The organism is Novosphingobium sp. 550D, from assembly GCF_057401885.1.
In genome coordinates, this window is record NZ_CM171613.1 from 549,499 (window position 1) to 572,184 (window position 22,686).

Below are 22,686 nucleotides of genomic sequence, written 5' to 3' on the forward strand. Positions count from 1 at the left end.
AAGCATGTCTGATCTTTCACGCCGCGATGCGATCGGCAGCCTCGCCTTGGGCGTCGCTGCAGCCGCCACCATCCCTACCGCTGCCAGCGCCCAGACCGCCCCGGCGAGCATCGCCCCTGCCTTTGGCGGCGGACATAGGCCCAAACCGCTGGGCTTTGACGTGACAAAACTCACTGGCCTGTCGGAAAAGCTGATCCGCTCACATTGGGAAAGCAACTATCAGGGCTCGGTCAAAGCACTCAATATGGTGGAAGGTCGCCTTGCTGCCGCCATGGCGGACAAGGATCTGCCCCCGGTCATCTATGGCGATCTCAAGCGCGAGGAATTGCATCGCACCGGCTCGGTGATCCTGCATGAACTCTATTTCGAGCAATTCGGCGGGGATGGTCAGGCCAAGGGTGCCATCCGCGATGCTCTGGCCAAGAGCCACGGCAGTTTCGAGGCTTGGGAAGCCGAATTCCGCCGCACTGCCATGGCGCTGGCTGGCGGGTCGGGTTGGTGCATCCTGGCATGGAACCAATACACCAAATCGCTGCACAATTATTGGGCATGGGATCACACCAATGGCCCCGTGACCGGCACGCCCCTCTTGGTGCTCGACATGTATGAACACGCCTTCGCCATCGACTATGGCGCCGCAGCCGCCAAATATGTTGAGGCATTCATGCACAACATCGACTGGGCTGTGATCGATGCGCGCTACCGGGCAGCGATCAAGGGGTAACTGATCTCGAAGGACGCTGACGGTATGGGTATGCCGCGATCAACTGCTATTGCATCGCTGTTAGCAATGCTCATGCTGAGCGGCTGCGCCAAAGCCCAGCCTTCCGGTAACGAGCCATCTCTATCCCTGGAGCGCGAGATTGCCCCACCCAATGTCGTCTCATGATGCGGTGGATGCCCCCTTCACCCGGCATTGTATGATGCTCACCGGAGCCGTACTCTTGAGAACATAGTCCCGGATCAGAGCAACGGTTGTGGACGACAGCCCGAAGCCCCGTCGCGCCACTTGCTCAAACAAACGCAGGAGATCGAATCGCCGAAAACCCGGTAGATCGGCAACTAAAACCGGCCCCGAAAGCTTGGGCGAAGAAGCGCCCTGGGGGGGGCAATCACAGCCGCTCCTGAGAGTGCTCACGAGAGCATTTGCCATCCGACCGCGCAAGTCCCGCCGGATGGCGCTCTGGTAGCCATTTGTCGGTTTGCGGCAGATGGCTACCACTGCATCATTTCTCTTTATAAGCCAGCAGTCTGAGCGCGTTGAAGACAACCAGCAGCGTAGAACCTTCATGGGCGATAACCGCAGGACCAATACCCAGCCCAAGAATGGTGGCAGGCACCAGCAGGCCAACCACACCAAGACTGACCACCAGATTTTGGCGAATGATGCCGCGGGTCTGACGGCTCAGCCCCACAGCAAAAGGCAGATGGCGCAAATCGTCGCTCATCAGGGCAATGTCCGCCGTTTCCAGAGCAACATCGGAACCGGCCGCCCCCATGGCGATGCCAACAGTCGCCGAAGCCATCGCCGGGGCATCGTTGACACCATCGCCCACCATCGCGACCCGTGTGCCCTCTTTGAGCCGCCCGATGGCCTTCACCTTATCCTCGGGCATCAGGTCGCCCCATGCCTCGGTGATGCCAACATTTCTGGCGACGGCCTCGGCTACGCGCTGGCTGTCGCCCGAGATCATGATCATGCGCCCAATACCCAGCAGTTTCAGCCGGTCGAGCGCCTCACGGGCATGATCGCGAGGCGTGTCCATCAGGCCGATGGCGCCCAGATCGCGCCCGGCCCGCCGCACGATCATCGTGGTCATACCTGAGACACGCATCGCATTTGAAACTTCGGCAGCCTCCTCCGTCAGCGGGGCGATATCTTCAGTGTCGAAAAGGCCGGGCTTGCCAATAAGCACATCCTCGCCATCCACTTTGGCGGAAATTCCCCGACCTGTCAGGCTTTGCAGATCGGTGGCGACCGGCACAGGCGTCCCGGCAAGATAGGCTGCGCCATCGCGAACAATGGCCTGCGCCAGAGGGTGCTGGCTCAATTGCTCGACCGCCATGGCCACAGCCATCAAATCGCTCTCCTTCACGCCGGATACAGGCGCGATGCGGGCAATGCGCGGCTTGCCTTGAGTCAAGGTGCCTGTCTTGTCGAAAGCCATGGCATCAAGCGACCCCAGTTCCTCGAGAGGCGCACCGCCCTTGATCAACACGCCGCTGCGCGCCGCTCGTGCAATGCCCGACAGGACAGCGCTGGGCGTGGCGATTGCCAGCGCACACGGGCTAGCCGAAACCAAAACGGCCATGGCCCGATAGAAACTGGCCCTGAAAGGTTCGTCCACCACCACCCATGCCAGCAGGAGCAAGGCGACCAGCATCAGCACACCGGGCACGAAATAGCTCTGAAACCGCTCAGTAAAGCGCTGGCTGGGTGATTGACGCGTTTCGGCCTCGCTCACCATGCGCACCACGCGGGCCAGAGTGCTTTCCCCGGCGCTGCGGGTTACCTCCATTTCCAGCAGGCCGCCGCCATTGATTGTGCCTGTAAACAGGCGATGCTCTGCGGGGAGAGCGGCGCTGTTGCTCCTTGCGGCATCCGGATCGGGCACAGCCTGTTTGTCGACGGGAATGCTCTCGCCAGTGATGGGCGACTGATCCACCGCGCTGACGCCTGACAGCACGAAACCATCGGCGGGAATGCGCTCGTCCGGACGGATGATGAGCACATCCCCCGGCACCAGTTGCGCGACAGGAATGGTTTCCGAAGTTCCGTCCAGACGTTTGATCGTTGCATTTTCAGGGGCAAGCTTGGCCAGCGCCGTGATGGCGCTTTTGGCCCGACCGAGGGCGTAATGTTCCAGCCCATGTCCAAGGCTGAACAAAAAGAGCAGCAATGCTCCCTCTGCCCAGGCGCCAATGGCCGCCGCCCCGACGGCGGCAACCAGCATCAGTGTATCGATCTCGAATTTCCTGTGCCGCAGGTTTTCCAGCGCCTCGCGCAAGGTAAAACAGCCACCACAGGCATAGGAGGCCAGATAGGCCGCAAACGATAGTGACGGGAATGACGTCTCGATCAGATAACCGAGCGCCAGCATCACCCCGGCAAAGGCCGCCAGTACCAGTTCGGATCGTGCCGATCCCTCTTCATGACTATGTGTGAGGTTTGCCTCGGTCATGCCGCAACCTCCTCGTCGTTCTTGGCAAGTGCCGGCCCGTGGCCGTATTCCGCGTAAAGCGTTGGCAGAAGGAAAAGTGTCAGCAAGGTGGCGGAAACCAGCCCCCCGATCACCACCGTGGCCAGCGGCTTCTGAACCTCGGCCCCCGCGCCCGATCCCAGAGCCATGGGCACAAAGCCCAGACTGGCAACCAGCGCCGTCATTACCACCGGCCGCAACCGTTGCTGCGCGCCCACACGGGCTGCTTCCGCGCGCTCCATACCGCCCCGGATCAAATCCTGGATCGAGGAAACCATCACCAGCCCGTTGAGCACCGCGATGCCTGACAGGGCGATAAAGCCTACAGCCGCCGAGATGGAGAAATCCATGCCCCGCAGGAACAGCGCCAGCACCCCGCCCACCAGCGCCATCGGGACGCCCGTGAAGACGATGGCGGCATCACGCGCCGAACCCAAGGCGCCATAAAGCAGCATCAGGATCAGCGCGAAACAGGCCGGGATCACCAGTTGCAGCCTTTCGCGCGCCGAGGCGAGGTTTTCAAACTGGCCACCCCATTCAAGGTAACTGCCCGCAGGCAGGCGCACGTCCTTCGCAATGGCCGCCTTGGCATCACCCACTACGCTGGCGACATCGCGCCCGCGCACATTGGCTTGCACCACCACGCGGCGCTTGCCGTTTTCGCGGCTGATCTGGTTGGGGCCTTCGGTGACGCGGATGTCGGCCACGCTGGAGAGCGGCACGAACTGGCCGCCGGGCGCCGGTACTTGCATCTGGCCCAGCATCGCCAGATCGGCCCGCTGCGCCTCGGACAGGCGGATGACCACGGGGAAGCGGCGATCGCCTTCAAAGATCATGCCGGCCTGTCGCCCGCCCAGCGTGGCCGTCACGGTATCCTGCACATCCTGTGCGCTGACGCCAAGACGCGCCATCGCATCGCGATTGACCCTGATGTCGAGCATGGGCAGGCCGGTGGTCTGCTCCACCTTCACATCGGCCGCGCCGGGGGTGCGGCGCAGAATGTCGGCGATCTTCTCGGCGGTGCCGTTCATGGAATTGAAGTCGTCGCCGAAGACCTTGACCGCCACATCACCGCGCACGCCCGCGATCAACTCGTTGAAGCGCATCTGGATGGGCTGGGTGATTTCATTGAGAACACCGGGAATAAAAGGGGCCACGGATCGGCCGGTAGCACCGGATTAAAAATGGGCCAGTCCTGCTAGACCCCTGCTTTTGTGCGGGGGTGGAGGATGAAGAGAGTGGAGCTTTATCAGAAGGTCCGCCGCGCCGTGCTGATTGACGGGATGAGCCGTCGCGCTGCTGCCCGGTATTTTGGGATCAACCGCAAGACCGTAGACAAGATGCTGTGCTTCCCGGAACCGGGGGCGCATGGCCGGAGTGGGCAAACCTACAGCCGCAAGCTGGCGGAATATACCGAGATCATCGACCAGATCCTGGTGGATGACCGCAAGGTGCACAGCAAGCAGCGACACACTGCCGCCCGCATTTTCGAGCGTTTGCGCGATGAGCATGGTTTCACCGGTGGCATCACCATTGTCCGCGATTATGTGGCGGGGGCCAAGCTGCGCAGCCGCGAGGTGTTCATACCCCTGAGCCACAAGCCGGGGCACGCACAGGTAGATTTCGGCGAGGCGGACGGGATCATCGACGGCAAGCTGGTGCGGTTCCACTATTTCTGCATGGATCTGCCGCACAGCGATGCGCCGTTCATCAAGGCCTATCCTGCCGAGGTGGCCGAGGCCTTTTGTGAAGGACATGTGGCCGCCTTCGCCTTCTTTGGCGGCGTCCCGCAGTCGATCCTGTATGATAACACCAAGCTTGCGGTGGCGCAGATCCTGGGCGACGGGACGCGCGAGCGCAGCCGGATGTTCGCCACGCTGCAAAGCCATTACCTGTTTGCTGACAAGTTCGGCCGCCCCGGCAAGGGCAATGACAAAGGCAAGGTTGAGGGGCTGGTCGGCTATTCCCGGCGCCACTTCATGGTGCCAAGGCCGGAGGCGCCCAGCTTTGATGCACTGAACGCGCGCTTCCTCGACCAATGCATGGAGCGCCGGCAGGCCATCTTGCGTGGGCATGAACACAGCATCGGTGAAAGGCTGGTGGCTGATCTGGCAGCCTTCATGCCGCTACCTGCGGTGCCGTTCGATCCCTGCCACATGGTGACGGGACGGGCCTCGTCGATGTCATTGGTGCGCTATCGCACCAATGATTACTCGGTGCCAACGGCCTATGCCCACCAGGAGGTTGTCATCAAAGGCTATGTCGACCGGGTTTCCATCATCTGCGGCGGGGAGCAGATCGCGGTGCACCCGCGCAGTTATGAGCGTGAGGACTTCATCGCCAACCCGCTGCATTATCTGGCGCTGTTGGAGCAAAAGCCGCGTGCCCTTGATCAGGCGGCGCCGCTCGATGGCTGGGTGCTGGCCGAACCGATGCATCGCATTCGCCGGTTGATGGAGGCCCGCAGTGGCAAGGAAGGACGGCGCGAGTTCATCCAGGTGCTGCGGCTATGCGAGCGCTTTGAGCAACCCTTGGTGGAATGGGCGGTGGCCCGCGCGCTGGAGATGGGGGCGATCAGCTTTGATGCAGTCAAGATGATCGCGCTGGCCCGACTTGAGCAGCGCGTGCCACGCCTCGATCTGCAATTTTACCCGCACTTGCCACGCGCCCATGTTGGGCGCACTGACCCGCGCAGTTATATGGGCCTGCTCTCGCAGTCCGGCACCCCGGCGACAGGAGTGGCGGCATGAGCGATCCCATGATGCCGCTGCCGGTCATCGAGGCAGAACCAACCAGCGTGCCGCCCGCCGTGCTGCTGGCAAACCACCTCAAAGCACTCAAGCTGCCATCCTTCGCGCGCGAATATGAGAAGGTCGCGTTTGAGGCCGCGCAGGATCGGGCCGATTACCCGCGCTATCTGCTGCGCCTGTGCGAACTGGAGCGCATCGACCGTGAACGCCGGATGGTCGAGCGTCGCATCCGCATGGCCAGGTTCCCGCATACCAAGAGTTTTGACACCTTCGACTTTGCAGCCCAGCCATCACTGAACAAGGCGCTGGTGCTGGAACTGGCGCGCGGAGAATGGATCGAGCGGCAGCGCAATGTCATTGCGCTGGGCCCCAGCGGTACCGGCAAGACCCACACCGCCCTCGCGCTGGGACTGGCCGCTTGCCAGAAGGGGCACAGCGTGGCCTTCACCACCGCTGCGGCGCTGGTCCATGACTTGATGGAGGCGCGCGACGAACGGCGACTGCGCAGCCTGCAAAAGCATCTGGCCTCGGTGAAACTGCTGATCCTCGACGAGCTGGGCTATGTGCCCTTCACCGCAGTGGGCGGTGAATTGCTGTTCGAGGTGCTCAGCCAGCGGTATGAACGCGGCAGCACGCTGATCACCAGCAATCTGCCCTTCGATGAATGGACATCGGTGTTCGGGTCCGAGCGCTTGACTGGCGCCCTGCTCGACCGCCTGACCCACCACGTGCACATCCTCGAGATGAATGGTGACAGCTTCCGCCTCACCAGCAGCCGCAAGCGCCAGAAGGACAAGGGGGAGGCAAAATGATCTTCTGTGGACGCCCCAGCGAACGCAAGCGGTAATTTGGGTATAGACTGCACTTGATCGGATGCTGCCATCTGTCCGGCCTCGTGATGCAGTATGGAATGCTGCGGGCCAGTATGGGAGTTCGCGGATCGGATCCAGATCAGACGAGCGTGCTCTAGGCACGAGAACATTTCCTGGTTTTCCGACGCCGTCTTGCCGACTGTTGTGCCATACCCTCCTTCGACCGCTTGTCGTCCTCCGACGACCTCTGATGGCCGTCCGGCTTACGCCGCCGCTGCCATCGGAGCTCTGTAATCCTCGTTCTTCATGAGCAGCGCCCAAATTATACGCGCCGTCTTGTTGGCCTGTGCGACTGTCACCAGCATGCGCGGCTTGCGCGCCAGCATACTGGCGAGCCATGATCCTTCAGGCGCCCCGCGCCTGCTTGCATGCAGGACTACTGAACTGCTGCCGATGATCAGCAATCGCCGCAGGGTGCGTTCGCCCATCTTGGATGTTCGGCCCAGCTTGGTCTTTCCGCCCGATGATTTCTGCAAGGGTGTGAGCCCGAGCCAGGCAGCAAAGTCACGGCCGCGTTTGAATGTTTGCGCTGCCGGTGCCAATGCCGCGATTGCTGTCGCCGCAATCGGCCCGATGCCTGGAATGGTCATCAGCCGGCGAGCCACCTCATCCTCACGGGCACGCCGAGCAATCTCCTTGTCGAGGTCTGCAATCTGACAATCGAGTTTTTCGAGCATGTTGAGCATAACCCGAAACATCTCCCGCGCTGCATTCGGCAGTGACGCACCGACCTCGTCTTCAATCAACTCGCCCAGCATTGTCACCCAAGAAGGACCTTTCGGTGCCACCCAACCGTACTCAGCCATGTGCCCGCGGATCGCATTGATCGTCTGTGTGCGCTGCCCGACCAGCAGGTCGCGCGTGCGGAATACCAACGCTGAGGCCTGCTGCTCCTCGCTCTTGACCGTTACAAATCGCATGTTCGGCCGCTGCACCGCTTCGCAGATCGCTTCGGCATCGGCTGCATCGTTTTTGTGACGCTTTACAAAGGGCTTAACATAGGCCGGCGGGATCAGCCTCACCTCATGGCCCATGCCTATCAACTCACGGGCCCAGTGATGCGCCCCGCCACAAGCCTCCAGCGCCACGAGGCACTTCGGTTGCTTGGAGAAAAATTCCAGCACCTTGCCGCGTGCAATCCGCTGGCTGAAAACTTGGCGGCCCGCAGCATCAGCGCCGTGCGCCTGAAAGACATTCTTTGCGATATCCAACCCGATCGTGATAACATCTGTCATGGACGCCTCCTTCTCATAGGTGTTCTCCAACACCTACCTTGGCACATAGATGCCGTCGGGGGGCGTCCACCCCATCAGACAAAAGGCGGCCATCGGCAGCGGGAAATCGGCTTCCGCTCCGCTACAGCCGCTTCCCCGCTGCCGATGCTGTCCAGCCTCAACCATGGGGCTTTTTATTCAACCCAACTGGCCCCTTTTTAAACCGGTGCCTGGCCCGTTTTTATCCCGGTGTTGACAGTGGATCGTCCGCCAACCTTCCATGCAGATGGATGATTCCAGAAAATTCAGCCGAACTTGGCGCGGGCAGAGATTGCCCGGCAAAACTGATCTTCGCAGGGACGGGATCAGGCGCAACCGCTGACGATGCCCTTTCGAGCAATGTATCGAAGTTGGTGGTAACAATGAGGATGCGATTTTCGAGGTCGCGCGAAAGGCGCAGCAGGGTGGCGTGGTGGTCCAGTTCCGGCTCGTCGGGTACGCTCAGCAGGTCTGAGACAGCACGCACCATCCTTCCAGCTTCGGCGAGTCGGCGTTCAAGGGATCCGAGGACCTCCTCGAACCGTCCTCCGTTGTAGGCGTTGGCCTCAGAAGTAGACATTTCCACGTTGAGGCGCTCAAACGTCAAGTCTACCAGCTTTTGGAAGCCATGGAGTTGCGGCGCGCTGACGCCTGCACCGCAGAGGAAGACGACCTCTCCCGCCATAAGGGCATCGACCAACTTCGAGGGGAAGACAGGTCCATGCTCGGAAAAGCGCAAGGTCTGAAGTGATGCGGTGGATGCCCCCCTTTGTCCGGCATCGTAAGATGCTGATCGGCGCCAGCGTGGCGCACGAAGGAGGATCAGATGGCAGAAGCATATATGCTGGCAATTGACCTTGCAAAGCGCAGCTTTCAGGTCTGCGCTACCGATCGCGCAGGGTCGGTTCTATACAACCGGACAGTTTCCCGAGCAAAGCTTGAGCAGTTGTTGGAATCGCAGGCGCCCTGTATCGTGGCCATGGAAGCTTGTGCGACCAGCCACTTCTGGGGCCGGTTTGCGCGGGCGCTCGGGCACGAGGCCCGCCTGATCCCGCCCATTTACGTCAAGCCGTTTGTCAAAAGGCAAAAAAATGACGCAACAGATGCAGCGGCAATCGCGGAGGCAGCTGTCCGTCCGAACATGCATTACGTGGCGGTGAAGAGCCCCGAGCATCAGGCGCGCGCGGTTGCTTATCGAACGCATCAATGCTTTGTCGGTCAGCGCACGCAGATGATCAACGCGTTGCGCAGTCATCTTGCGGAATTTGGCCATGTCTTTGCTCAAGGAGCGGCCCATGTGAAGGATATTCGCATCGCGATCGACAATGAGGCACTGGAATTGCCTGATGGCGTGCGCGAGGTCGCTCAACTCTATCTCGAGCAGATCGACACCTTGTCGGAAAAGATTGATCTTCTGAGTTTCAAACTGCGTGAAGCAACGCAGGTCAACGCCGAAATGCGACGGCTGTGCACGGTTCCCGGCGTTGGGCCCGTGACGGCCGGGGCGATCATGGCCTTCGCGCCAGATCTACGAAGCTTTGCCAGTGGCAGGAACTTCGCGGCGTGGCTTGGCTTGGTGCCGCGGCAGCGCTCCACTGGTGGCAAAGCTCGGCTCGGCGGTATGAGCAAGATGGGGCAAAGCGACATCCGCAAACTTTTGATCGTCGGAGCGATGAGCAGGATAAGATGGATCGTGCGCAAAGGCGTGCTGCCGGACAACTGGCTGGGCAGGTTGCTTGCCCGCAAGCCGAGAATGGTGGCTGCTGTCGCATTGGCCAACAAGATGGCGCGCATTGTCTGGGCTATGATGACACGTGAGGAAAGTTACCGTTTGGCGTAGTCGGCATCAGAGCCGTCAGCGCCAGGGGCTGCGGCCCCGGCAAGGAGATCGACTGAGGATTATGCGGCAAGGACTTCAAGTCCAGAACGAGACAAACCAGTCCCGGGACCCGAGCCATCAAGCTCGCTGAACCGATGTGGCTCCCGTTCTTCGGACTGCATACCGGCCCGTGGCGTCAAAGCCACATCAAGAGGCCTGACACACGACCGATGAAGCGCTGCGCCGAAAAATCTCAGAAAATCCCCTTGCAATCCTGGGGGCATCCACACACGACCCTGCGCGATCGGTAGCGCAGACCTGAAAGCTGCGCTTTGCAAGGTCAATTGCCAGCATATATGCTTCTGCCATCTGATCCTCCTTCGTGCGCCACGCTGGCGCCGATCAGCATCTTACGATGCCGGACAAAGGGGGGCATCCACCGCATCACTTCAGTCATGATAAGCTGCCCAAAGTACGACGTCGGTAGACGGGTCATCGCATGGAGGCCTCCTCTGGGGAAGGCCAGAAGTGCCTTCCGTTAACCGGTCGGTGGCGGAACCGTTGTAAATTTACCTAATTCGCGTTCCGGGGAAGAGCTGAAGCTCAGGCAGGTCCATCTGGTTAAAGCCGTCACGCATCACCCGGCCTCCGTCGGAAGCCGCCCTCATTGATGCCGTTCCAGCCTTCTGATCAGCAGAACGAAACCTGCCTTCTATTCACGTTGACAGGGCAGCCTCGGATCAACCAGGTCCGAAACAAAGCCAGTATTCAACAAGGAATAGCCAGGCCGCAACATCTACCTGAGTAAAAGTCACTCAGACTTCCAAGGATCGGCATGTGCGATCATGCCCAGCACACGATGGCGCGCACGCACGGCCTCCTCGGCGGACTGGACTATGGCATGCCCCGCCTCGACAGTGATGCCGGCGTCGATATCGATGTGGACATCGACCATCAGCATGTCACCCATCTTGCGCGTGCGCAGATTGTGGCAGCCGCGTACGCCATGCGTGCCCAGAATGGTGGTGCGGATCGCCTCCACCTCTTCGTCATCGCCCGATTGGTCCATCAGGTCGTGCAGCGCTTCCCACCCGAATTCCCAGCCCATTTTGAGGATCATCAGGCCGACAATCAAGGCTGCGACCGGATCGAGAATGGGATAGCCCATGAGATTGCCAACAATGCCGCAGCCCACCACCAGCGAGGAGGCAGCGTCCGAGCGCGCATGCCAGGCGTTGGCAACCAGCATGCTGGATTTGACGCGCTTAGCGACGGCCAGCATGTAGCGAAACAGCAGTTCCTTGGCGATCAGCGCGGCCCCTGCCACATACAGAGCGGTGATCTCCACCTTGGGGATGGCCTCGTGGTGCTCGATCTTGAGGATTGCGCTCCACAACATGCCAATGCCGACGCCCGCCAACAACAGGCCCAGCGCCAGCGAAGCAGCATTCTCGAAACGCTGATGGCCATAGGGGTGGCGCTCATCCGCCTCGGCTTTCGAATGGGCCGACACGAACAGCACCAGAAAGTCCGCCACCAGATCGGACAGCGAGTGGATGCCGTCGGCAATCAGGCCAGAAGAGCCAGAGATCAGCCCAACCGCGACCTGCAAAGCTGACAATGTGCTGTTGACCGCCACGCTGACCCATGTGCTGCGCGACGCTGCCTGCGCCTTCATCGCCGGATCCACTTCGGCATCTTCAAGTGCCAGCATGGGATCAAGGTTGTTCATAGGATAAGACCTTTTGCTGAATGTCTGCGCGATAGTGCTTTGCCCCGTGATTGTGAATACTGGGGGACTATGAGTTTTTTCGTGCTGACGGCGCGGATGGCGAAGGCTTTAAAGGACCTGCAAGGCAACGAGCCCTGCGATCCATGATGCGATAACAATTCCGGCCTGTGCGGGAATGACCCGCGCTGCAAATGCCCTCGTTCCCGCCGTGGCTGAAAACAGCATCTTGGCGAGGCTGCTGGTGGTGCAGGCGATCAGCACTGGCACGATGGCTTGGGCCGGCGTGATCGCCCGTTCGCTTACCAGCGATGCGATGGAAATGACGGCGGCATGCACATCCAACACCCCGCCAATGGCGGCTGCCGCCGCGATCCCCATGGTGCCGAACCATGCCTGCATCGCGGCCACCAGGATCAACATCCCAGCCAGCATCCCGGCAAACATCAGCGCGATCATCACGTTGAAAGAGCGACTGAACCTGGGCGGTTCTGCAGAGGTTTCGCGCCATGCCGCCACCATGAACCAACCGCCTGACAAAGCGGCGGCCAAGGCAGCAGCGGCAACGGGTGCGACCGTTGCCAGAAAGGCATTGTGATCAGTGACTTCGATGACGAAGGCCATCTGCATATAATTGGCCACCGTTGAAAGCACCGCCGCGGCAACACCTGCCGAAAGCGAGGCAGGATTGGCGCGCACCCAGGCCCCCATCGCGCCAATCGTCGCCGAACTGGAGATAAAGCCCGACACCAGCCCCAGCATCGGCACGCCCAGTCGCGCGCCCAAAAGCCGCGTGGCCAGTTGCCCCACCGCATTGATGCCCAGGATCATGATCACCACCAGCCAGATGGCATGGGGATTGAGCGCGCCAAACGGCCCCATGGGGCGATCAGGCAGCATGGGCAGGATGATCAGCGTCGCACCCGATATCAGCAGCACATCGGCCACTTCATTCGCTGTCACAATCTGCCCCACAAAGCGATGCAGTGGCTCACGCGCGGCCAGAATGATGGTGATAAGCACCGCCGATGCGCCCGCAAGATCGGGCGCGCTGACCGATAGCGCCCCCAGCAGCGTGGTGGCGATCAGTGCGATTTCCGTCGTGATGCCGGGATCGCCCGAGGCACGGCGTTGCCAATTGCTGAACATGGCCAGCGCGGTGATGCAGGCGAGGACGACACCGCTCATCCAGCCCCACGGTGTCAGCGCGCTGACACAGCCCAACAGGCTGGCGATGGTGAAGGAGCGCAGCCCCGCAGAGGCCGGGTGCTCGGCCTTGCGCCGCTCACGCTCCGCACCAATCAGCAGGCCGATGCCCAGCGCAATCAGCAGGTGATGCATCAGCGCGATATCAGCCATGGGCACCCGCCTCCCCCAGCGTGGAGGCTTGGTCGATCAACTCTTCCATGAACAGCGCGATCAGGCCAGTCTGGGATGTGGTGCCCGCCTTGGCGTAAATCCGCGTCAGTTGCGCCCGCACGGTGCCCTGCGCCGATCCGCGCAACGCCGCGATCTCGGCCACGTCCAGCCCCTTGATGGCGAACAGTGCCACATCGGCCTCCGCAGCGGTCAGCCGCCATTCGGCAAAACGGGCGCGGATCAAGGCCCCCATCGCCCCGCGCGCGGCGGTGATCAGGACCTGATCCTGCCGCGCTTGTTCGATCAGGGAGCGGACATGAATGGCCCCCACTACCACCCCGGCGGCCAACGCCAGCGTGGCCCCCAATTCGATCGACAGGTGCCAGCCCAGCCCCGCATCGGCGATGTCCCCCGCCACATCGAGCGTGAAGAACATCGCCGCCATCACCTGGCAGCCCAGCACCAGCGTCAGGATCAGGGCTTTGCGTTCCAGTGATCGGGTGGCAGGTTGCATGGCTCCGGTTTACCGCCGACCGGGCAACATGGCCAGCACCAGCCCGCGCCCGGAGCGCCGCGTTTCAAAGATAACCCCGCCCAGATGCAACACGATCAGCACATAGAGCAGGTTGACGGCGGCCTCATGCGTTTCGCCCAGCGGGTTTTCCTCGCCTTCGCGCTCTTCATCGTTATTTGGCGCGGCCTGCTCCACCGTATGATGCTCATGCGTCACCGCCTTGGGTGGCAGGCCCGCCATGGCGATGCCGCTGGCAATGATAATGCCCAGCGTGCCCCAGATGGCATAGACCATCAGCGCCCCCAGCGGGTTGTGCGAGGGCTGATCGTGGACTTTGCCAGCCTTAATCTCGCCAATATGGGCCAGCGCCCGCCGCAGGCTGGGAGGAAAGGCTGAAAAGCGCGCTTCGCGTGGCCCCACCAGCCCCCACAGCAGGCGCAGCGCCAGCATTCCCGCCAGCGCATAACCAACCCAGATATGCGCCCAGGAACCGCCTTCGGTGAAAACGCCATTGGCGAGCACTGCCGCCACGATGCTCCAATGCGTCAGCTTGACCACCGGATCCCAGTTGCGCGGCGGTTTGGTGAGGGTGATGGTCATGCGGACTCTCCTTAACGGGTGCGAATGACGGGAGATCTGAACCGCCTTGCCCAGGAGCGCCATTACAGCACCGCTTATTCTGGGTGTTGTAAGCGCCTGCTTATCCACGTTCCGTGACGATCGCGCCCCAATATTATGAGTTTGATCTCGATGAACGTCCGTTTGGAGCGGGAGGATGACGCTCCGAGAATGTTTGGAGTTGATGCCACAGCCCAGCAGTCCTGCCATGCGAAGACGGTCAACTTTGCCAGTTTGGACCTTTCGCGCTACCAAAATTAAAAGGTGTTCTATGGTCGCCTGCTGCCGGTGATGCTTGGAAAGGATAACCGACCGCGAAGCCGCTGTTCCATGACCAAATCCAATTCCTTCAAACATGCCCTACCTCTTGCGGGCTTGTCATTCTGGCAGATCAATTGGTTGCGCTGACGGTCCAGGTGGCGCTGGTGATGCCCTCGTGGCGGGCGATATGCGCGGTGATCGAGTCCAAATCTGCCGGATTGGCTGTGGTGGGCACTAGGATTGCCGCCAGTTCAACCTGCGTATCGCCCTCGGCCAGCGTTTCCATCTCGCGGATCGGGTAGTGGTGGGTTTCAAGCTCGTCAAACAGCAGGTCGCGCGCCGCCGACACCACGTTCGCCGGACACACGACATGCACGCGATAGAGCGCTTCGGTCTCGCCGGGCGCCATCGGGCGGCGGTTGACGAAATCGACCAGCGGACGAAGCAGCGTATTGCCCGCCAGCACAAACCCCGCCACGAGGACGGCTTCGGCGGGTTTGCGCGCACCGGCGAAGCATCCCACGGCGGCTGAGGCCCACAGTGTGGCCGCCGTGTTGAGCCCGCGCACATGCGTGCCTTCTTTCATGATCACGCCCGCGCCCAGAAAGCCGATCCCCGAGACGACGTAGGAAATCACCCGAACCCCGCCATCAGTGCCGGACACGCGCAGACCAAGATCGGCGAAGGCGGCAGCTCCCACCGCCACCAGCACATTAGTGCGCAAACCTGCGGTGCGCTGGCGCCACTGGCGTTCGAGCCCGATAGCAGTGCCCAGCACAAACGCGGTAATCATGCAGATAAAGCTGGTGGCCAGGCCGATGAAATCAACATCGAACAAGGCAAGCAGCGCAGCAGGAGGAGTCACGGAAATTCCTCTTTATTTCTATCGCACAGAACGGCGGGAAATGTGGTATCTCTTCAGTCTACGCACCGGATGGCGGCGCTTGCGCTTCTGGTGCCGGTAATAGCTGGCCAGGGCAAGGCAGGCGAAGCCTATATAGGCAAACACGGTGAACAAGGCGGTCATGGTCCCGTCTCCTTGCGGCTCAGTGCGCGCCCAGTGACAGCAGTGCGATGCGGTAAAGCACCAGCCCGCCGGCCACCACGAGATAGACGCGCAGCACCACCATCCACAGCCTTACCAGCGGCGTCATGGCGGCGGGCGGAAGCGCGGCGAGCGGCGGCATATGCCAGCGTTCCTTCTTCCAGCGCGGCAGCAGCGGGGCTGGATCGCCCTTGGTGGAAAATACCAGCGCCCCACCCACCAGCACGGTGAACACCGCGCCCGCGCCCAGAATGGCGAGGATGGCGCGCTCGCTAAGGTCGGGGAATAGCACCGCGGCGGTGAGGATGGTCGACAGCATAACCAGCACCGCGATCACCATGCCGGTGAACAGGTTGAGCCACTTGCCATTGACCCAGGGACCGAGCACCGCCTTGTCGTTGCACAGCAGCAACAGGAATACCGTGGCACTGGGCAGCAGCACGCCTGCCAGCGTCTGCACCGCATTGGTCAAGAGGCCGAGCGGCGTTCCCGGAGTGAGCACCAGCCCGGCGGCCAGCGCCACCAGCCCCGCATAGACCGCGAAAAAGCCCTTGGCCTCGCTTGGGCGGCGATGCAGCGAATGGCGCAGCGCCAGCACATCGCCCACCGCATAGGCGGTCGACAGCGACACCGCCATCGCGCCGATCACGCTGGCATCGAGCAGCGCTACCGCAAAACACACGCCCGCCACATGGCCGCCCGCGCGGCCCAGTGCGACCGCCACACCCAGCGCGTCCTGGAAATGGCCCGCCTCGGAGCGCCCGGCAAAAGCGGCGGCGGAAAAGGCCATCATCGCTATGCCGCCAATCAGCACCAGCACGATCCCCATCACCAGATCGACACTGCCATACCGCAGGAAACGCGGGGTGATGCGCTTGTCGATCACATAGCTCTGCTGGAAGAACAGCTGCCAGGGGGCCACCGTGGTGCCGACAATGGCGATGATCAGCAGCATCACGTCTCCCAGCGCCCCCTTGTACGGCAGGCCGGGCACCACCAGATCATGCGCTACCTGTGCCGCCGGCGGATGAACCCAGATCACCACCGGCACCAGCAGTAGGCTCGCTCCGACGAGGCACATGGCGATGCGTTCGAAGCGGCGGAAGCTGCCTGTGGCCGCCGAGGCAACGATGATCAGCGCCGCGGCCGCCACACCCCATTGGCGCGGCAGACCAAGATAATCGAGCGCCAGCGCGATGCCGATGAATTCGGTGACGATGGTCAGCGCGTTGAGCAGAAACAGGTCGATCACGCTGAACGCGCCCCAAAAGCGGCCAAAGCGTTCAAGGATCAGCCGGCCATGGCCCACACGCGTCACCGCGCCGAGTCTCAGCACCATCTCCTGATTCACATAGAGCACCGGTACCAGCAGCAACAGCGTCCACAACAGGCCAGTGCCATAGTTCTGCCCGGCCTGTGTATAGGTGCCAAAGGCCCCCGCGTCATTGTCGCCGACCATGACAATGAGGCCGGGGCCGATGATCGCCAGCAGCGTGCGCAAACGGTCGCGCCAGCGTGTGCGCGGGGCGATGTCGTCGAGCTTGATCGAGCCGAAGGCGCCGTGGATGTCACCGATGTGGGCGGTGTCGAGCACCGCTTCGCCGGCGGTTTCGGCCAGCGGGGTGGGGAAAGACTTGTGCATGGGCATCTCGTTAATTTCGTCGATTGGGGCAGCCCAAGGGGCGTTGGACAAGAGGCATCAGCCTCGCCATCGGCGGGGAGGCGGCAGTTCCGCACAGGCTGCAAGGCGACGAATGCCGATCGCACAGACGTTGGGAATTATGGTCTTCATCGAGGTCCTTCCGAAGCGAGGGCTCGGAAGGCAGCGGGCCGATCGGGCGGCCCAAACCGGCAACCCTCAGGCGCGCTGTGCCATCCCGGGCACGCGAAGGCCGAAAATGCGCAAAGTCACCTCGCAGCGGCGACTGTCGCCTTCTCCGGCCTGTGAATTGCAGGGTCGCGGGTCATGGAGATCCCTTTTGGGGTTGCGGTTTAAGACAGGGCTTTCGAGTCGGCCCAGCCTTTGCTATGGCTCGCTTACATACCCATGGGGGTATATTTCAACTATACGCGGGTATAGAGCATGACCCACGAGCGCGCCGACAAACGCAAGCTACTCAACCGCACCCGCCGTCTACGCGGGCAGATCGAGGCGATCGAGCGCGCGCTCGATGGCGATGAGCACTGCGCCGAGCTGATGCGCCGCATCACTGCCGCGCGCGGGGCGATCAACGCGCTGATGGCCGAGGTCCTGGGCGAACACATCCGCGAGCATATGATCGACGAGGGCCGCACCCCCAGTGCCCACGAGCAGCAGGCCGCCGACGAGTTGGTCTCGGTGCTGAGGACCTATATCGCATGAGTTCCCCCCGCGAACATCATGGTTGGCGCGCCTATGCCGCCGCCCGCCCTTTGGGGCAGACCGCGCGTTGGCTACTGCCGCTGATTACCGTGCTGCTGGCGGGCGCGATCTTTGCCGCCGACACGCTGACCGATTATGAAATCGCCGCCGCCACTTTCTATGTGGTGGTGGTGCTGTTGGCTTCGCGGTTTTGCGGAATGCGCGCGCTGCTCGCGGTGGCGGGGGCCTGCCTTGGGCTCACTATACTCAGCTATTTTCTCACCCATGACGGCAATTTCCACACCGGCATCATCAACACCGCGATCAGCCTGCTGGCGATTGGCGCAGTGGCCTGGCTGGCGGTCCGCTCGGATCAGGCGCAGGGACGCGCCGATATCGCGCAGGCGCAACTGGCGCGCGTGACGCGCATCACCACGCTGGGTGGCATTGGCGCCGCCATCGCTCACGAGGTCAACCAGCCGCTGGCCGCGATTGTCGCCAATGCTGGGGCCTGCCGCCGCTGGATGGGGGGCGATCCGCCCCGGCTTGACCGCGTCGCCGCCACCATCGACGATATCGAGCAGGACGCCACCCGTGCCAGCGCAATCATCGCGCGCGTGCGCAACCTGATTTCGAACGCCGCGCCTCGGCGGCAACGCAGCGATATCAACGACACCATCCGTCAGGCGATGGCGCTGATCGCCCCGCAGATGCGCGAGCGCGGCATCGATCTACATCTGGCCGCCGGAGCCGATCTGCCGGCGCTGTCCATCGACCCGGTGCAGATCCAGCAGGTAGTGCTCAATTTGTTGGTCAATGCCAGCGAGGCGATCGATCACGCCAGCGGCGAGATCGGCATTGTCACGAAGGGTGCGCGCGGCGGGGTGATGATCAGCGTCGAGGACAATGGCTCCGGCCTTGGCGCTGGCACCCTGCTCACCATGTTCGAGCCTTTCCATTCGACCAAGCAGGGAGGGATCGGCATGGGGCTGGCGATCTGCCGCTCGATCGTCGAGGCGCATGGCGGTACAATTACCGCCGCAGCGCGCGCGCCAAACGGCCTGATGATGACGATTTTCCTGCCGGTTTCGGGAATTCAGCCATGAGCGATGATCTGGTGGTGGTGATCGACGACGATGTTTCGGTGCGCCGGGCTTTGGGCAATCTGCTCGATTCGGTGGGGCTGACGCATTTGGCCTGCGCCGCACCCGAGGATCTGAGCGAGGCTGATCTGGCTGGACGCCCCGCCTGCCTGGTGCTCGATGTGCGGATGCCCGGCTGCAACGGGCTCGATTTTCACGAGGCCTTTGCTGCCCGCCATCCCGAAGTGCCGGTGATCTTCATCACTGGCCATGGCGATGTGCCGATGTCGGTGCGCGCGATGAAGGCGGGCGCAATCGAGTTTCTCACCAAGCCTTTCCGCGAACAGGATCTGCTCGACGCGATCTACGCCGGGCTCGCCCAATCGCGCCAGCGCCTCGCGCGCGAGGCCGAGCACGATGATCTGCGTCGCCGTCATGCCTCCTTGAGCCCGCGCGAATGCGAGGTCATGGCGATGATCGTGGACGAGGGGCTGCAAAGCAAGCAGATCGCCGCAAAGCTGGGGCTGAGCGAGATTACCGTCAAGCTGTGCCGGGGCAGCTTGATGAAGAAGCTGGGCGCGGCCTCGCCGGTCGATCTGGGCATGATGGCCGAGCGCTTGAAGGGGGCCTGACCCTATTGCTAGCCACCCCTTGGCCAATTAAGGCTAACTATTTATTTTTCCTTGCGAAAAGGTACTTTCGTGGAATCCACGATATGCTTGATGGAGCCTGCTCATTAATGGGCGTGAACAAACGGCGGTTTAGGGCAGCGGCAAGCTCGGAAGGGGACTAACCGGATCGTCCCTAATCATGGTCATTCCCCCACAGGGCTTTGCCCATATTTACGCAGCACGTCATCGAAGGCCTCGGCCATCAGTTCCTGAAGGCTAAGGCCGTGCTTACGGGCGCATACATGCATGGCCAGCGACATCTCTGGCGAAAAGTAGGCTGCGATGGCCTTGCGACCAGTGCGGCTGTTCGATCTGGACCTACTCCCCAAATGTGCTGCTGAGGCAGCGCCATCTTCATGGCCGGGCGCGGTGGGCTGAGTTTGCGATTTGGGGCTGGCCTTAGGCTTGTCGGCGAGGTTGGCAAATCGGCTCATCTGCTCACACTCCCTCATGTACGGTGGTGGACTTGTTCACCTGTGCGAAGGTCCACATGTGAAGCGCAACTATCTCTGCGGCGGCCTTTCCGCCAGGCTCGAACTCGATCACCGAGGCACCCGCAGCACTGGCATGACGATAGACGGCGCGATCCGGTAGGTTATGCGGGCAAGCCTCGATCCCAAAGCCCATAACCAGTTCTGCCGCCTCCTCGTACATGCGCGGCGCGTAATGCGGGCCAGCGGTGAAGACGACGAACGCAGGTTTGCAGAACAGTCGCACCAGACTGACCGTGGTCTTGATCGCCGCAAGATCAAAAGCACTGGGGCGGCAGGGAATCAATACCAGATCAGCAGCCTCCACCGCCCTGCTGGCCGCACTGTCGGCATGGGGCGGCGTATCGATCACGATGAAGGTCGCGCCTTGCGCCTCGGCTGCATCGACCTTGGCTTGAATACGCGGCGGAGCGCTGTCGATCACTTCGGGCGCCTTGTCCGCGCGCCAAGCACCCCATTGGCTGGCGGTGGCCTGCGGGTCGGTGTCGATGATGAGCGCGATGGCGCCAGCGGTTTCAGCTGCGGCAGCCAGATTTACCGACAGGGTGGTTTTGCCCGAGCCGCCCTTCTGGCTGACGATGGCTATAATGGTCATGATGATTTCCTTGGCCGTTCACATGTGGACGTGTGGGCTTGTGAGAATGTGGACCCTTGGACGCGTGAGATGCTGGACAGGTTCAACCATCAGGGGAGACGCGCCGCTCCATGCTAGCCATCAGCCTCGCGGTGAGGTGAGCCAGTGGGCCTGCCTGCGGCTCGATCAACTGCTCAACCTCTGGGGCTTGTTGCGGGGCCTCTTGGGCATTGCGTTCAGTCGCGCGGAACAGTCCGGCGAGGTTCATCCCTGCCGAGCCCGCCCGCCGTACCATGCCCGCCAAACAGCGCGCTGGTGAACCAACCCGATAGCGGTGACCTGGCGGCAATTGGGCATTCCGGTCGATCAGCAAGACGCTAAGCGCCGCACGTTCCCGCCCGAACTGCTGGCAAGCCCGGCCCCAGGTGCTCTCGGCAATTCCAAGCCGCCCACAACTGCGCCACGATGCCTCGACCAGATTGGGCCAGGTTGGCCCGCCCAGCGCCTCGACGATGCCGCGATAGCTCTCTGTGGCTACCAGCAGCGCGGTCGCAGGCCGGATGCGCCCCAGCGGATCGCTGAGTCGCGCGGTACACCTTCGTGATGTGTTTTTGTCCTGTATATTGGGTGCGCAGTTTTCTTCCGGCGCGTCGGAAGTTTTCAGCGCACGGGGCTTGGGATCGGGCCCAGATTCGATGGCGGCGAGCATGGCGGACAGAGCCTCGCGGATAGCGATCAAGCGTTCGATGCTGGTGATCCGGGCCGTGCGGCCATCGGGCAGGATGGTCTCGGCCCGCTCGCGCAAATCGTCGTCACCCGCCTCACGGATGCGCTGGCCCAACTGGCGTATCTCGGCGCGGCATTGCTGGATGGCGCGGGCTTGCAATTCGAGCGCCTCGGCCTTGGCCTGCATCTCAGCAAAGCGCTCAACCAGCGGGGCCAGATTGATGCCCGCTGCCCAGACCACGGCCCCATCCTGCCGATCACCGGCGCGCTCACCGTTAATGCCGGCGTTGCGCAAGATGAAGCCGGCCTTCTCCAGTTCGCGCTCGGCGGAATTGATCGACCGTGGCGTCAGCCCCAAGGCCTCGGCGAAACGGCACGCTTGAGTCCAGACAGCGCAGATGCGGCCAGACAGGTAATCACCGTCCATCGTCTTCAGCACATAGTGACGGACCAACGCGACCGCTGTTGAGGACAGACCGAAGCCTGGCCGCGCCACCTGTTCGAACAGGCGCAGCAGATCGAAACGCCCCACGCCTGCTGGCAGCCCCCTATGGGCAAGGGTGGTGCTCATGGCGCTCCTCCCTTCGAAGCAAATCTTGCCCCCTAGAAAGCCGCAAGGTAGATTGCAGTTGTGGCTTTCGAGCTATGCCCCGGACCTGCGGCAAGGATGGCAGACCTTCCAACGGTTCACTCACTGCCGCCATGGTGCGTCTTGCGCGTTTGGCGTCAAAACAACGGTTTTCAGCTAGGCCCAAGGGTCCAAAGGAGGTGTGCCGACTTTTGCGACGGAAGGTGTTGCGCTTGGATGCGCGTCTTGCGCGTTCTGCACAGGCTCTAACGCCATAGAAACAGGCGATATTCCCGAAATTCGCCGCTTTGCGCGCTTCCGGTTCGTGAATTGCTAAACCGTCGTGCCCTTAAGGGGGCACCCCGGGTTCGAATCCCGGCGTCTCCGCCAAGATTGTTGATTTAGGCCAATCTTATCATCGGCCTTCTTCTTCGCTCTTGGCGAAAATCGATTAGCGGTGAAGCCGGGGCGTTGTCGCAAGCCTCGGTGCCCGCATAAATCTTCTACAGCCGGCTGTATAGCGGACGCCAAGGACGTCCATATGAAGCTTGGCACACAATCTCGGTGTGCGAGCGGGCCGCCATGCCTGTGTTGATAACCCAAAGCCCCCCCTCATCGATTGCCCAGTTGCTGCACCGGTCAAAGCGCCGAACCGCAGCATGGCGGCATTGGTTTACGCCTAACTTGGCCGCACACGTGCCAACAAAGGCGGGGCCAGTTCAATGGCAGGCACCAAGCGACAGACCCTCGAATATCGACGCGTGCAACGCAGAAGACGCAATTCGCGGCAAAGGCACAGGAATCACGCCCCTC

At 62.0% G+C, this 22,686-nt stretch carries 20 protein-coding genes and 1 pseudogene; 7 read left to right on the forward strand and 14 right to left on the reverse strand.

Features of this window, described 5'->3' with window-relative positions; genetic code table 11:
- The first annotated feature begins 4 nt into the window (after positions 1–4).
- The gene (locus tag AC2S2E_RS02680) at positions 5–724 is read left to right on the forward strand and encodes a superoxide dismutase (RefSeq protein WP_486523586.1); all 720 of its coding nucleotides are present in this window, start codon (positions 5–7) and stop codon (positions 722–724) included.
- A gap of 502 nt (positions 725–1,226) precedes the next feature.
- Here the strand turns inward: AC2S2E_RS02680 and AC2S2E_RS02685 are convergent.
- Together AC2S2E_RS02685 and AC2S2E_RS02690 are read right to left on the reverse strand one after the other, a co-directional pair.
- Entirely contained in the window at positions 1,227–3,182 is a 1,956-nt protein-coding gene (locus AC2S2E_RS02685) for a heavy metal translocating P-type ATPase (protein ID WP_486523587.1), read from the reverse strand.
- Positions 3,179–4,345 (reverse strand): annotated as a pseudogene (locus tag AC2S2E_RS02690) (efflux RND transporter permease subunit); the annotation flags it as partial. The gene AC2S2E_RS02685 and the pseudogene AC2S2E_RS02690, both read right to left, overlap by 4 nt.
- Before the next feature lie 84 nt (positions 4,346–4,429).
- Between AC2S2E_RS02690 and istA the strand changes: the two are divergent.
- Both istA and istB read left to right on the forward strand, forming a co-directional pair.
- Entirely contained in the window at positions 4,430–5,950 is a 1,521-nt protein-coding gene (gene istA, locus AC2S2E_RS02695) for an IS21 family transposase (RefSeq protein ID WP_486523588.1), read from the forward strand.
- An 11-nt stretch (positions 5,951–5,961) separates the two neighbouring features.
- Entirely contained in the window at positions 5,962–6,762 is an 801-nt protein-coding gene (gene istB, locus AC2S2E_RS02700) for an IS21-like element helper ATPase IstB (protein WP_126066410.1), read from the forward strand.
- Between the two features lie 263 nt (positions 6,763–7,025).
- Here the strand turns inward: istB and AC2S2E_RS02705 are convergent, their stop codons facing one another.
- Positions 7,026–8,057 carry an IS110 family RNA-guided transposase gene (locus AC2S2E_RS02705; RefSeq protein ID WP_486523589.1) on the reverse strand — a complete coding sequence of 344 codons (1,032 nt, stop codon included), beginning with the start codon at positions 8,055–8,057 and terminating at the stop codon, positions 7,026–7,028.
- Between the two features lie 220 nt (positions 8,058–8,277).
- Positions 8,278–8,775, reverse strand: a complete 498-nt coding sequence (locus tag AC2S2E_RS02710) for an SIR2 family protein (RefSeq protein WP_486523590.1) — start codon at positions 8,773–8,775, stop codon at positions 8,278–8,280.
- Positions 8,776–8,901: 126 nt separating this feature from the next.
- On the opposite strand from AC2S2E_RS02710, the gene AC2S2E_RS02715 reads away from it, so the two are divergent.
- Positions 8,902–9,915: an IS110 family RNA-guided transposase gene (locus AC2S2E_RS02715; protein WP_486523591.1), complete on the forward strand. Its 1,014-nt coding sequence runs from the start codon at positions 8,902–8,904 to the stop codon at positions 9,913–9,915.
- Positions 9,916–10,705: 790 nt separating this feature from the next.
- On the opposite strand, the gene AC2S2E_RS02720 is transcribed toward AC2S2E_RS02715, so the two are convergent.
- The 7 genes from AC2S2E_RS02720 to AC2S2E_RS02750 all read right to left on the reverse strand — a co-directional run bounded on the left by AC2S2E_RS02720 (position 10,706) and on the right by AC2S2E_RS02750 (position 17,062).
- A complete protein-coding gene (locus tag AC2S2E_RS02720; protein ID WP_486523592.1) occupies positions 10,706–11,626 on the reverse strand; it encodes a cation diffusion facilitator family transporter in 921 nt (306 codons plus the stop codon).
- A 108-nt stretch (positions 11,627–11,734) separates the two neighbouring features.
- On the reverse strand, positions 11,735–12,982 hold the full coding sequence (locus tag AC2S2E_RS02725) for an MgtC/SapB family protein (protein WP_486523593.1): 1,248 nt from the start codon (positions 12,980–12,982) through the stop codon (positions 11,735–11,737).
- Positions 12,975–13,496, reverse strand: coding sequence for a helix-turn-helix transcriptional regulator (locus AC2S2E_RS02730; RefSeq protein WP_486523594.1), 522 nt, complete (start codon positions 13,494–13,496; stop codon positions 12,975–12,977). Before AC2S2E_RS02730 ends, AC2S2E_RS02725 begins: the two co-directional genes overlap by 8 nt.
- 9 nt (positions 13,497–13,505) lie before the next feature.
- Positions 13,506–14,096: a cytochrome b/b6 domain-containing protein gene (locus tag AC2S2E_RS02735; RefSeq protein ID WP_486523595.1), complete on the reverse strand. Its 591-nt coding sequence runs from the start codon at positions 14,094–14,096 to the stop codon at positions 13,506–13,508.
- 409 nt (positions 14,097–14,505) lie between these two features.
- Positions 14,506–15,240: an MgtC/SapB family protein gene (locus AC2S2E_RS02740; RefSeq protein ID WP_486523596.1), complete on the reverse strand. Its 735-nt coding sequence runs from the start codon at positions 15,238–15,240 to the stop codon at positions 14,506–14,508.
- Between the two features lie 18 nt (positions 15,241–15,258).
- Complete coding sequence (locus AC2S2E_RS02745) at positions 15,259–15,402, reverse strand: hypothetical protein (RefSeq protein WP_486523597.1); 144 nt, start codon at positions 15,400–15,402, stop codon at positions 15,259–15,261.
- Positions 15,403–15,421: 19 nt separating this feature from the next.
- Positions 15,422–17,062: an NRAMP family divalent metal transporter gene (locus tag AC2S2E_RS02750; protein ID WP_486523598.1), complete on the reverse strand. Its 1,641-nt coding sequence runs from the start codon at positions 17,060–17,062 to the stop codon at positions 15,422–15,424.
- Positions 17,063–17,503: 441 nt separating this feature from the next.
- Between AC2S2E_RS02750 and AC2S2E_RS02755 the strand changes: the two genes are divergently transcribed.
- The 3 genes from AC2S2E_RS02755 to AC2S2E_RS02765 are packed head-to-tail and all read left to right on the forward strand — an operon-like array spanning position 17,504 to position 19,475.
- Complete coding sequence (locus tag AC2S2E_RS02755) at positions 17,504–17,782, forward strand: metal/formaldehyde-sensitive transcriptional repressor (protein WP_486523599.1); 279 nt, start codon at positions 17,504–17,506, stop codon at positions 17,780–17,782.
- Complete coding sequence (locus tag AC2S2E_RS02760; protein ID WP_486523600.1) at positions 17,779–18,867, forward strand: sensor histidine kinase; 1,089 nt, start codon at positions 17,779–17,781, stop codon at positions 18,865–18,867. The genes AC2S2E_RS02755 and AC2S2E_RS02760 overlap by 4 nt, the downstream gene beginning before the upstream one ends.
- The gene (locus tag AC2S2E_RS02765) at positions 18,864–19,475 is read left to right on the forward strand and encodes a response regulator transcription factor (protein ID WP_486523601.1); all 612 of its coding nucleotides are present in this window, start codon (positions 18,864–18,866) and stop codon (positions 19,473–19,475) included. The genes AC2S2E_RS02760 and AC2S2E_RS02765 overlap by 4 nt, the downstream gene beginning before the upstream one ends.
- A gap of 182 nt (positions 19,476–19,657) precedes the next feature.
- On the opposite strand, the gene AC2S2E_RS02770 is transcribed toward AC2S2E_RS02765, so the two are convergent.
- From AC2S2E_RS02770 to AC2S2E_RS02780, 3 genes are all read right to left on the reverse strand, one after another.
- The gene (locus AC2S2E_RS02770) at positions 19,658–19,948 is read right to left on the reverse strand and encodes a ribbon-helix-helix domain-containing protein (RefSeq protein ID WP_486523602.1); all 291 of its coding nucleotides are present in this window, start codon (positions 19,946–19,948) and stop codon (positions 19,658–19,660) included.
- Positions 19,949–19,952: 4 nt separating this feature from the next.
- On the reverse strand, positions 19,953–20,600 hold the full coding sequence (gene parA, locus AC2S2E_RS02775) for a ParA family partition ATPase (protein WP_486523603.1): 648 nt from the start codon (positions 20,598–20,600) through the stop codon (positions 19,953–19,955).
- Between the two features lie 82 nt (positions 20,601–20,682).
- Positions 20,683–21,876, reverse strand: coding sequence for a helix-turn-helix domain-containing protein (locus AC2S2E_RS02780; protein WP_486523604.1), 1,194 nt, complete (start codon positions 21,874–21,876; stop codon positions 20,683–20,685).
- Between the last annotated feature and the right edge of the window lie 810 nt (positions 21,877–22,686).

Bases quoted from the DNA above. Each gene is read 5' to 3' on its own strand.
- AC2S2E_RS02745 (WP_486523597.1), bottom strand. From the start codon at position 15,402: ATGACCGCCTTGTTCACCGTGTTTGCCTATATAGGCTTCGCCTGCCTT.
- parA (WP_486523603.1), bottom strand. From the start codon at position 20,600: ATGACCATTATAGCCATCGTCAGCCAGAAGGGCGGCTCGGGCAAAACC.
- AC2S2E_RS02750 (WP_486523598.1), bottom strand. From the start codon at position 17,062: ATGCACAAGTCTTTCCCCACCCCGCTGGCCGAAACCGCCGGCGAAGCG.
- AC2S2E_RS02765 (WP_486523601.1), top strand. From the start codon at position 18,864: ATGAGCGATGATCTGGTGGTGGTGATCGACGACGATGTTTCGGTGCGC.
- AC2S2E_RS02770 (WP_486523602.1), bottom strand. From the start codon at position 19,948: ATGAGCCGATTTGCCAACCTCGCCGACAAGCCTAAGGCCAGCCCCAAA.
- AC2S2E_RS02720 (WP_486523592.1), bottom strand. From the start codon at position 11,626: ATGAACAACCTTGATCCCATGCTGGCACTTGAAGATGCCGAAGTGGAT.
- AC2S2E_RS02755 (WP_486523599.1), top strand. From the start codon at position 17,504: ATGACCCACGAGCGCGCCGACAAACGCAAGCTACTCAACCGCACCCGC.
- istA (WP_486523588.1), top strand. From the start codon at position 4,430: ATGAAGAGAGTGGAGCTTTATCAGAAGGTCCGCCGCGCCGTGCTGATT.
- AC2S2E_RS02715 (WP_486523591.1), top strand. From the start codon at position 8,902: ATGGCAGAAGCATATATGCTGGCAATTGACCTTGCAAAGCGCAGCTTT.
- AC2S2E_RS02685 (WP_486523587.1), bottom strand. From the start codon at position 3,182: ATGACCGAGGCAAACCTCACACATAGTCATGAAGAGGGATCGGCACGA.
- AC2S2E_RS02705 (WP_486523589.1), bottom strand. From the start codon at position 8,057: ATGACAGATGTTATCACGATCGGGTTGGATATCGCAAAGAATGTCTTT.
- AC2S2E_RS02735 (WP_486523595.1), bottom strand. From the start codon at position 14,096: ATGACCATCACCCTCACCAAACCGCCGCGCAACTGGGATCCGGTGGTC.
- istB (WP_126066410.1), top strand. From the start codon at position 5,962: ATGCCGCTGCCGGTCATCGAGGCAGAACCAACCAGCGTGCCGCCCGCC.
- AC2S2E_RS02730 (WP_486523594.1), bottom strand. From the start codon at position 13,496: ATGCAACCTGCCACCCGATCACTGGAACGCAAAGCCCTGATCCTGACG.
- AC2S2E_RS02780 (WP_486523604.1), bottom strand. From the start codon at position 21,876: ATGAGCACCACCCTTGCCCATAGGGGGCTGCCAGCAGGCGTGGGGCGT.
- AC2S2E_RS02725 (WP_486523593.1), bottom strand. From the start codon at position 12,982: ATGGCTGATATCGCGCTGATGCATCACCTGCTGATTGCGCTGGGCATC.
- AC2S2E_RS02680 (WP_486523586.1), top strand. From the start codon at position 5: ATGTCTGATCTTTCACGCCGCGATGCGATCGGCAGCCTCGCCTTGGGC.
- AC2S2E_RS02760 (WP_486523600.1), top strand. From the start codon at position 17,779: ATGAGTTCCCCCCGCGAACATCATGGTTGGCGCGCCTATGCCGCCGCC.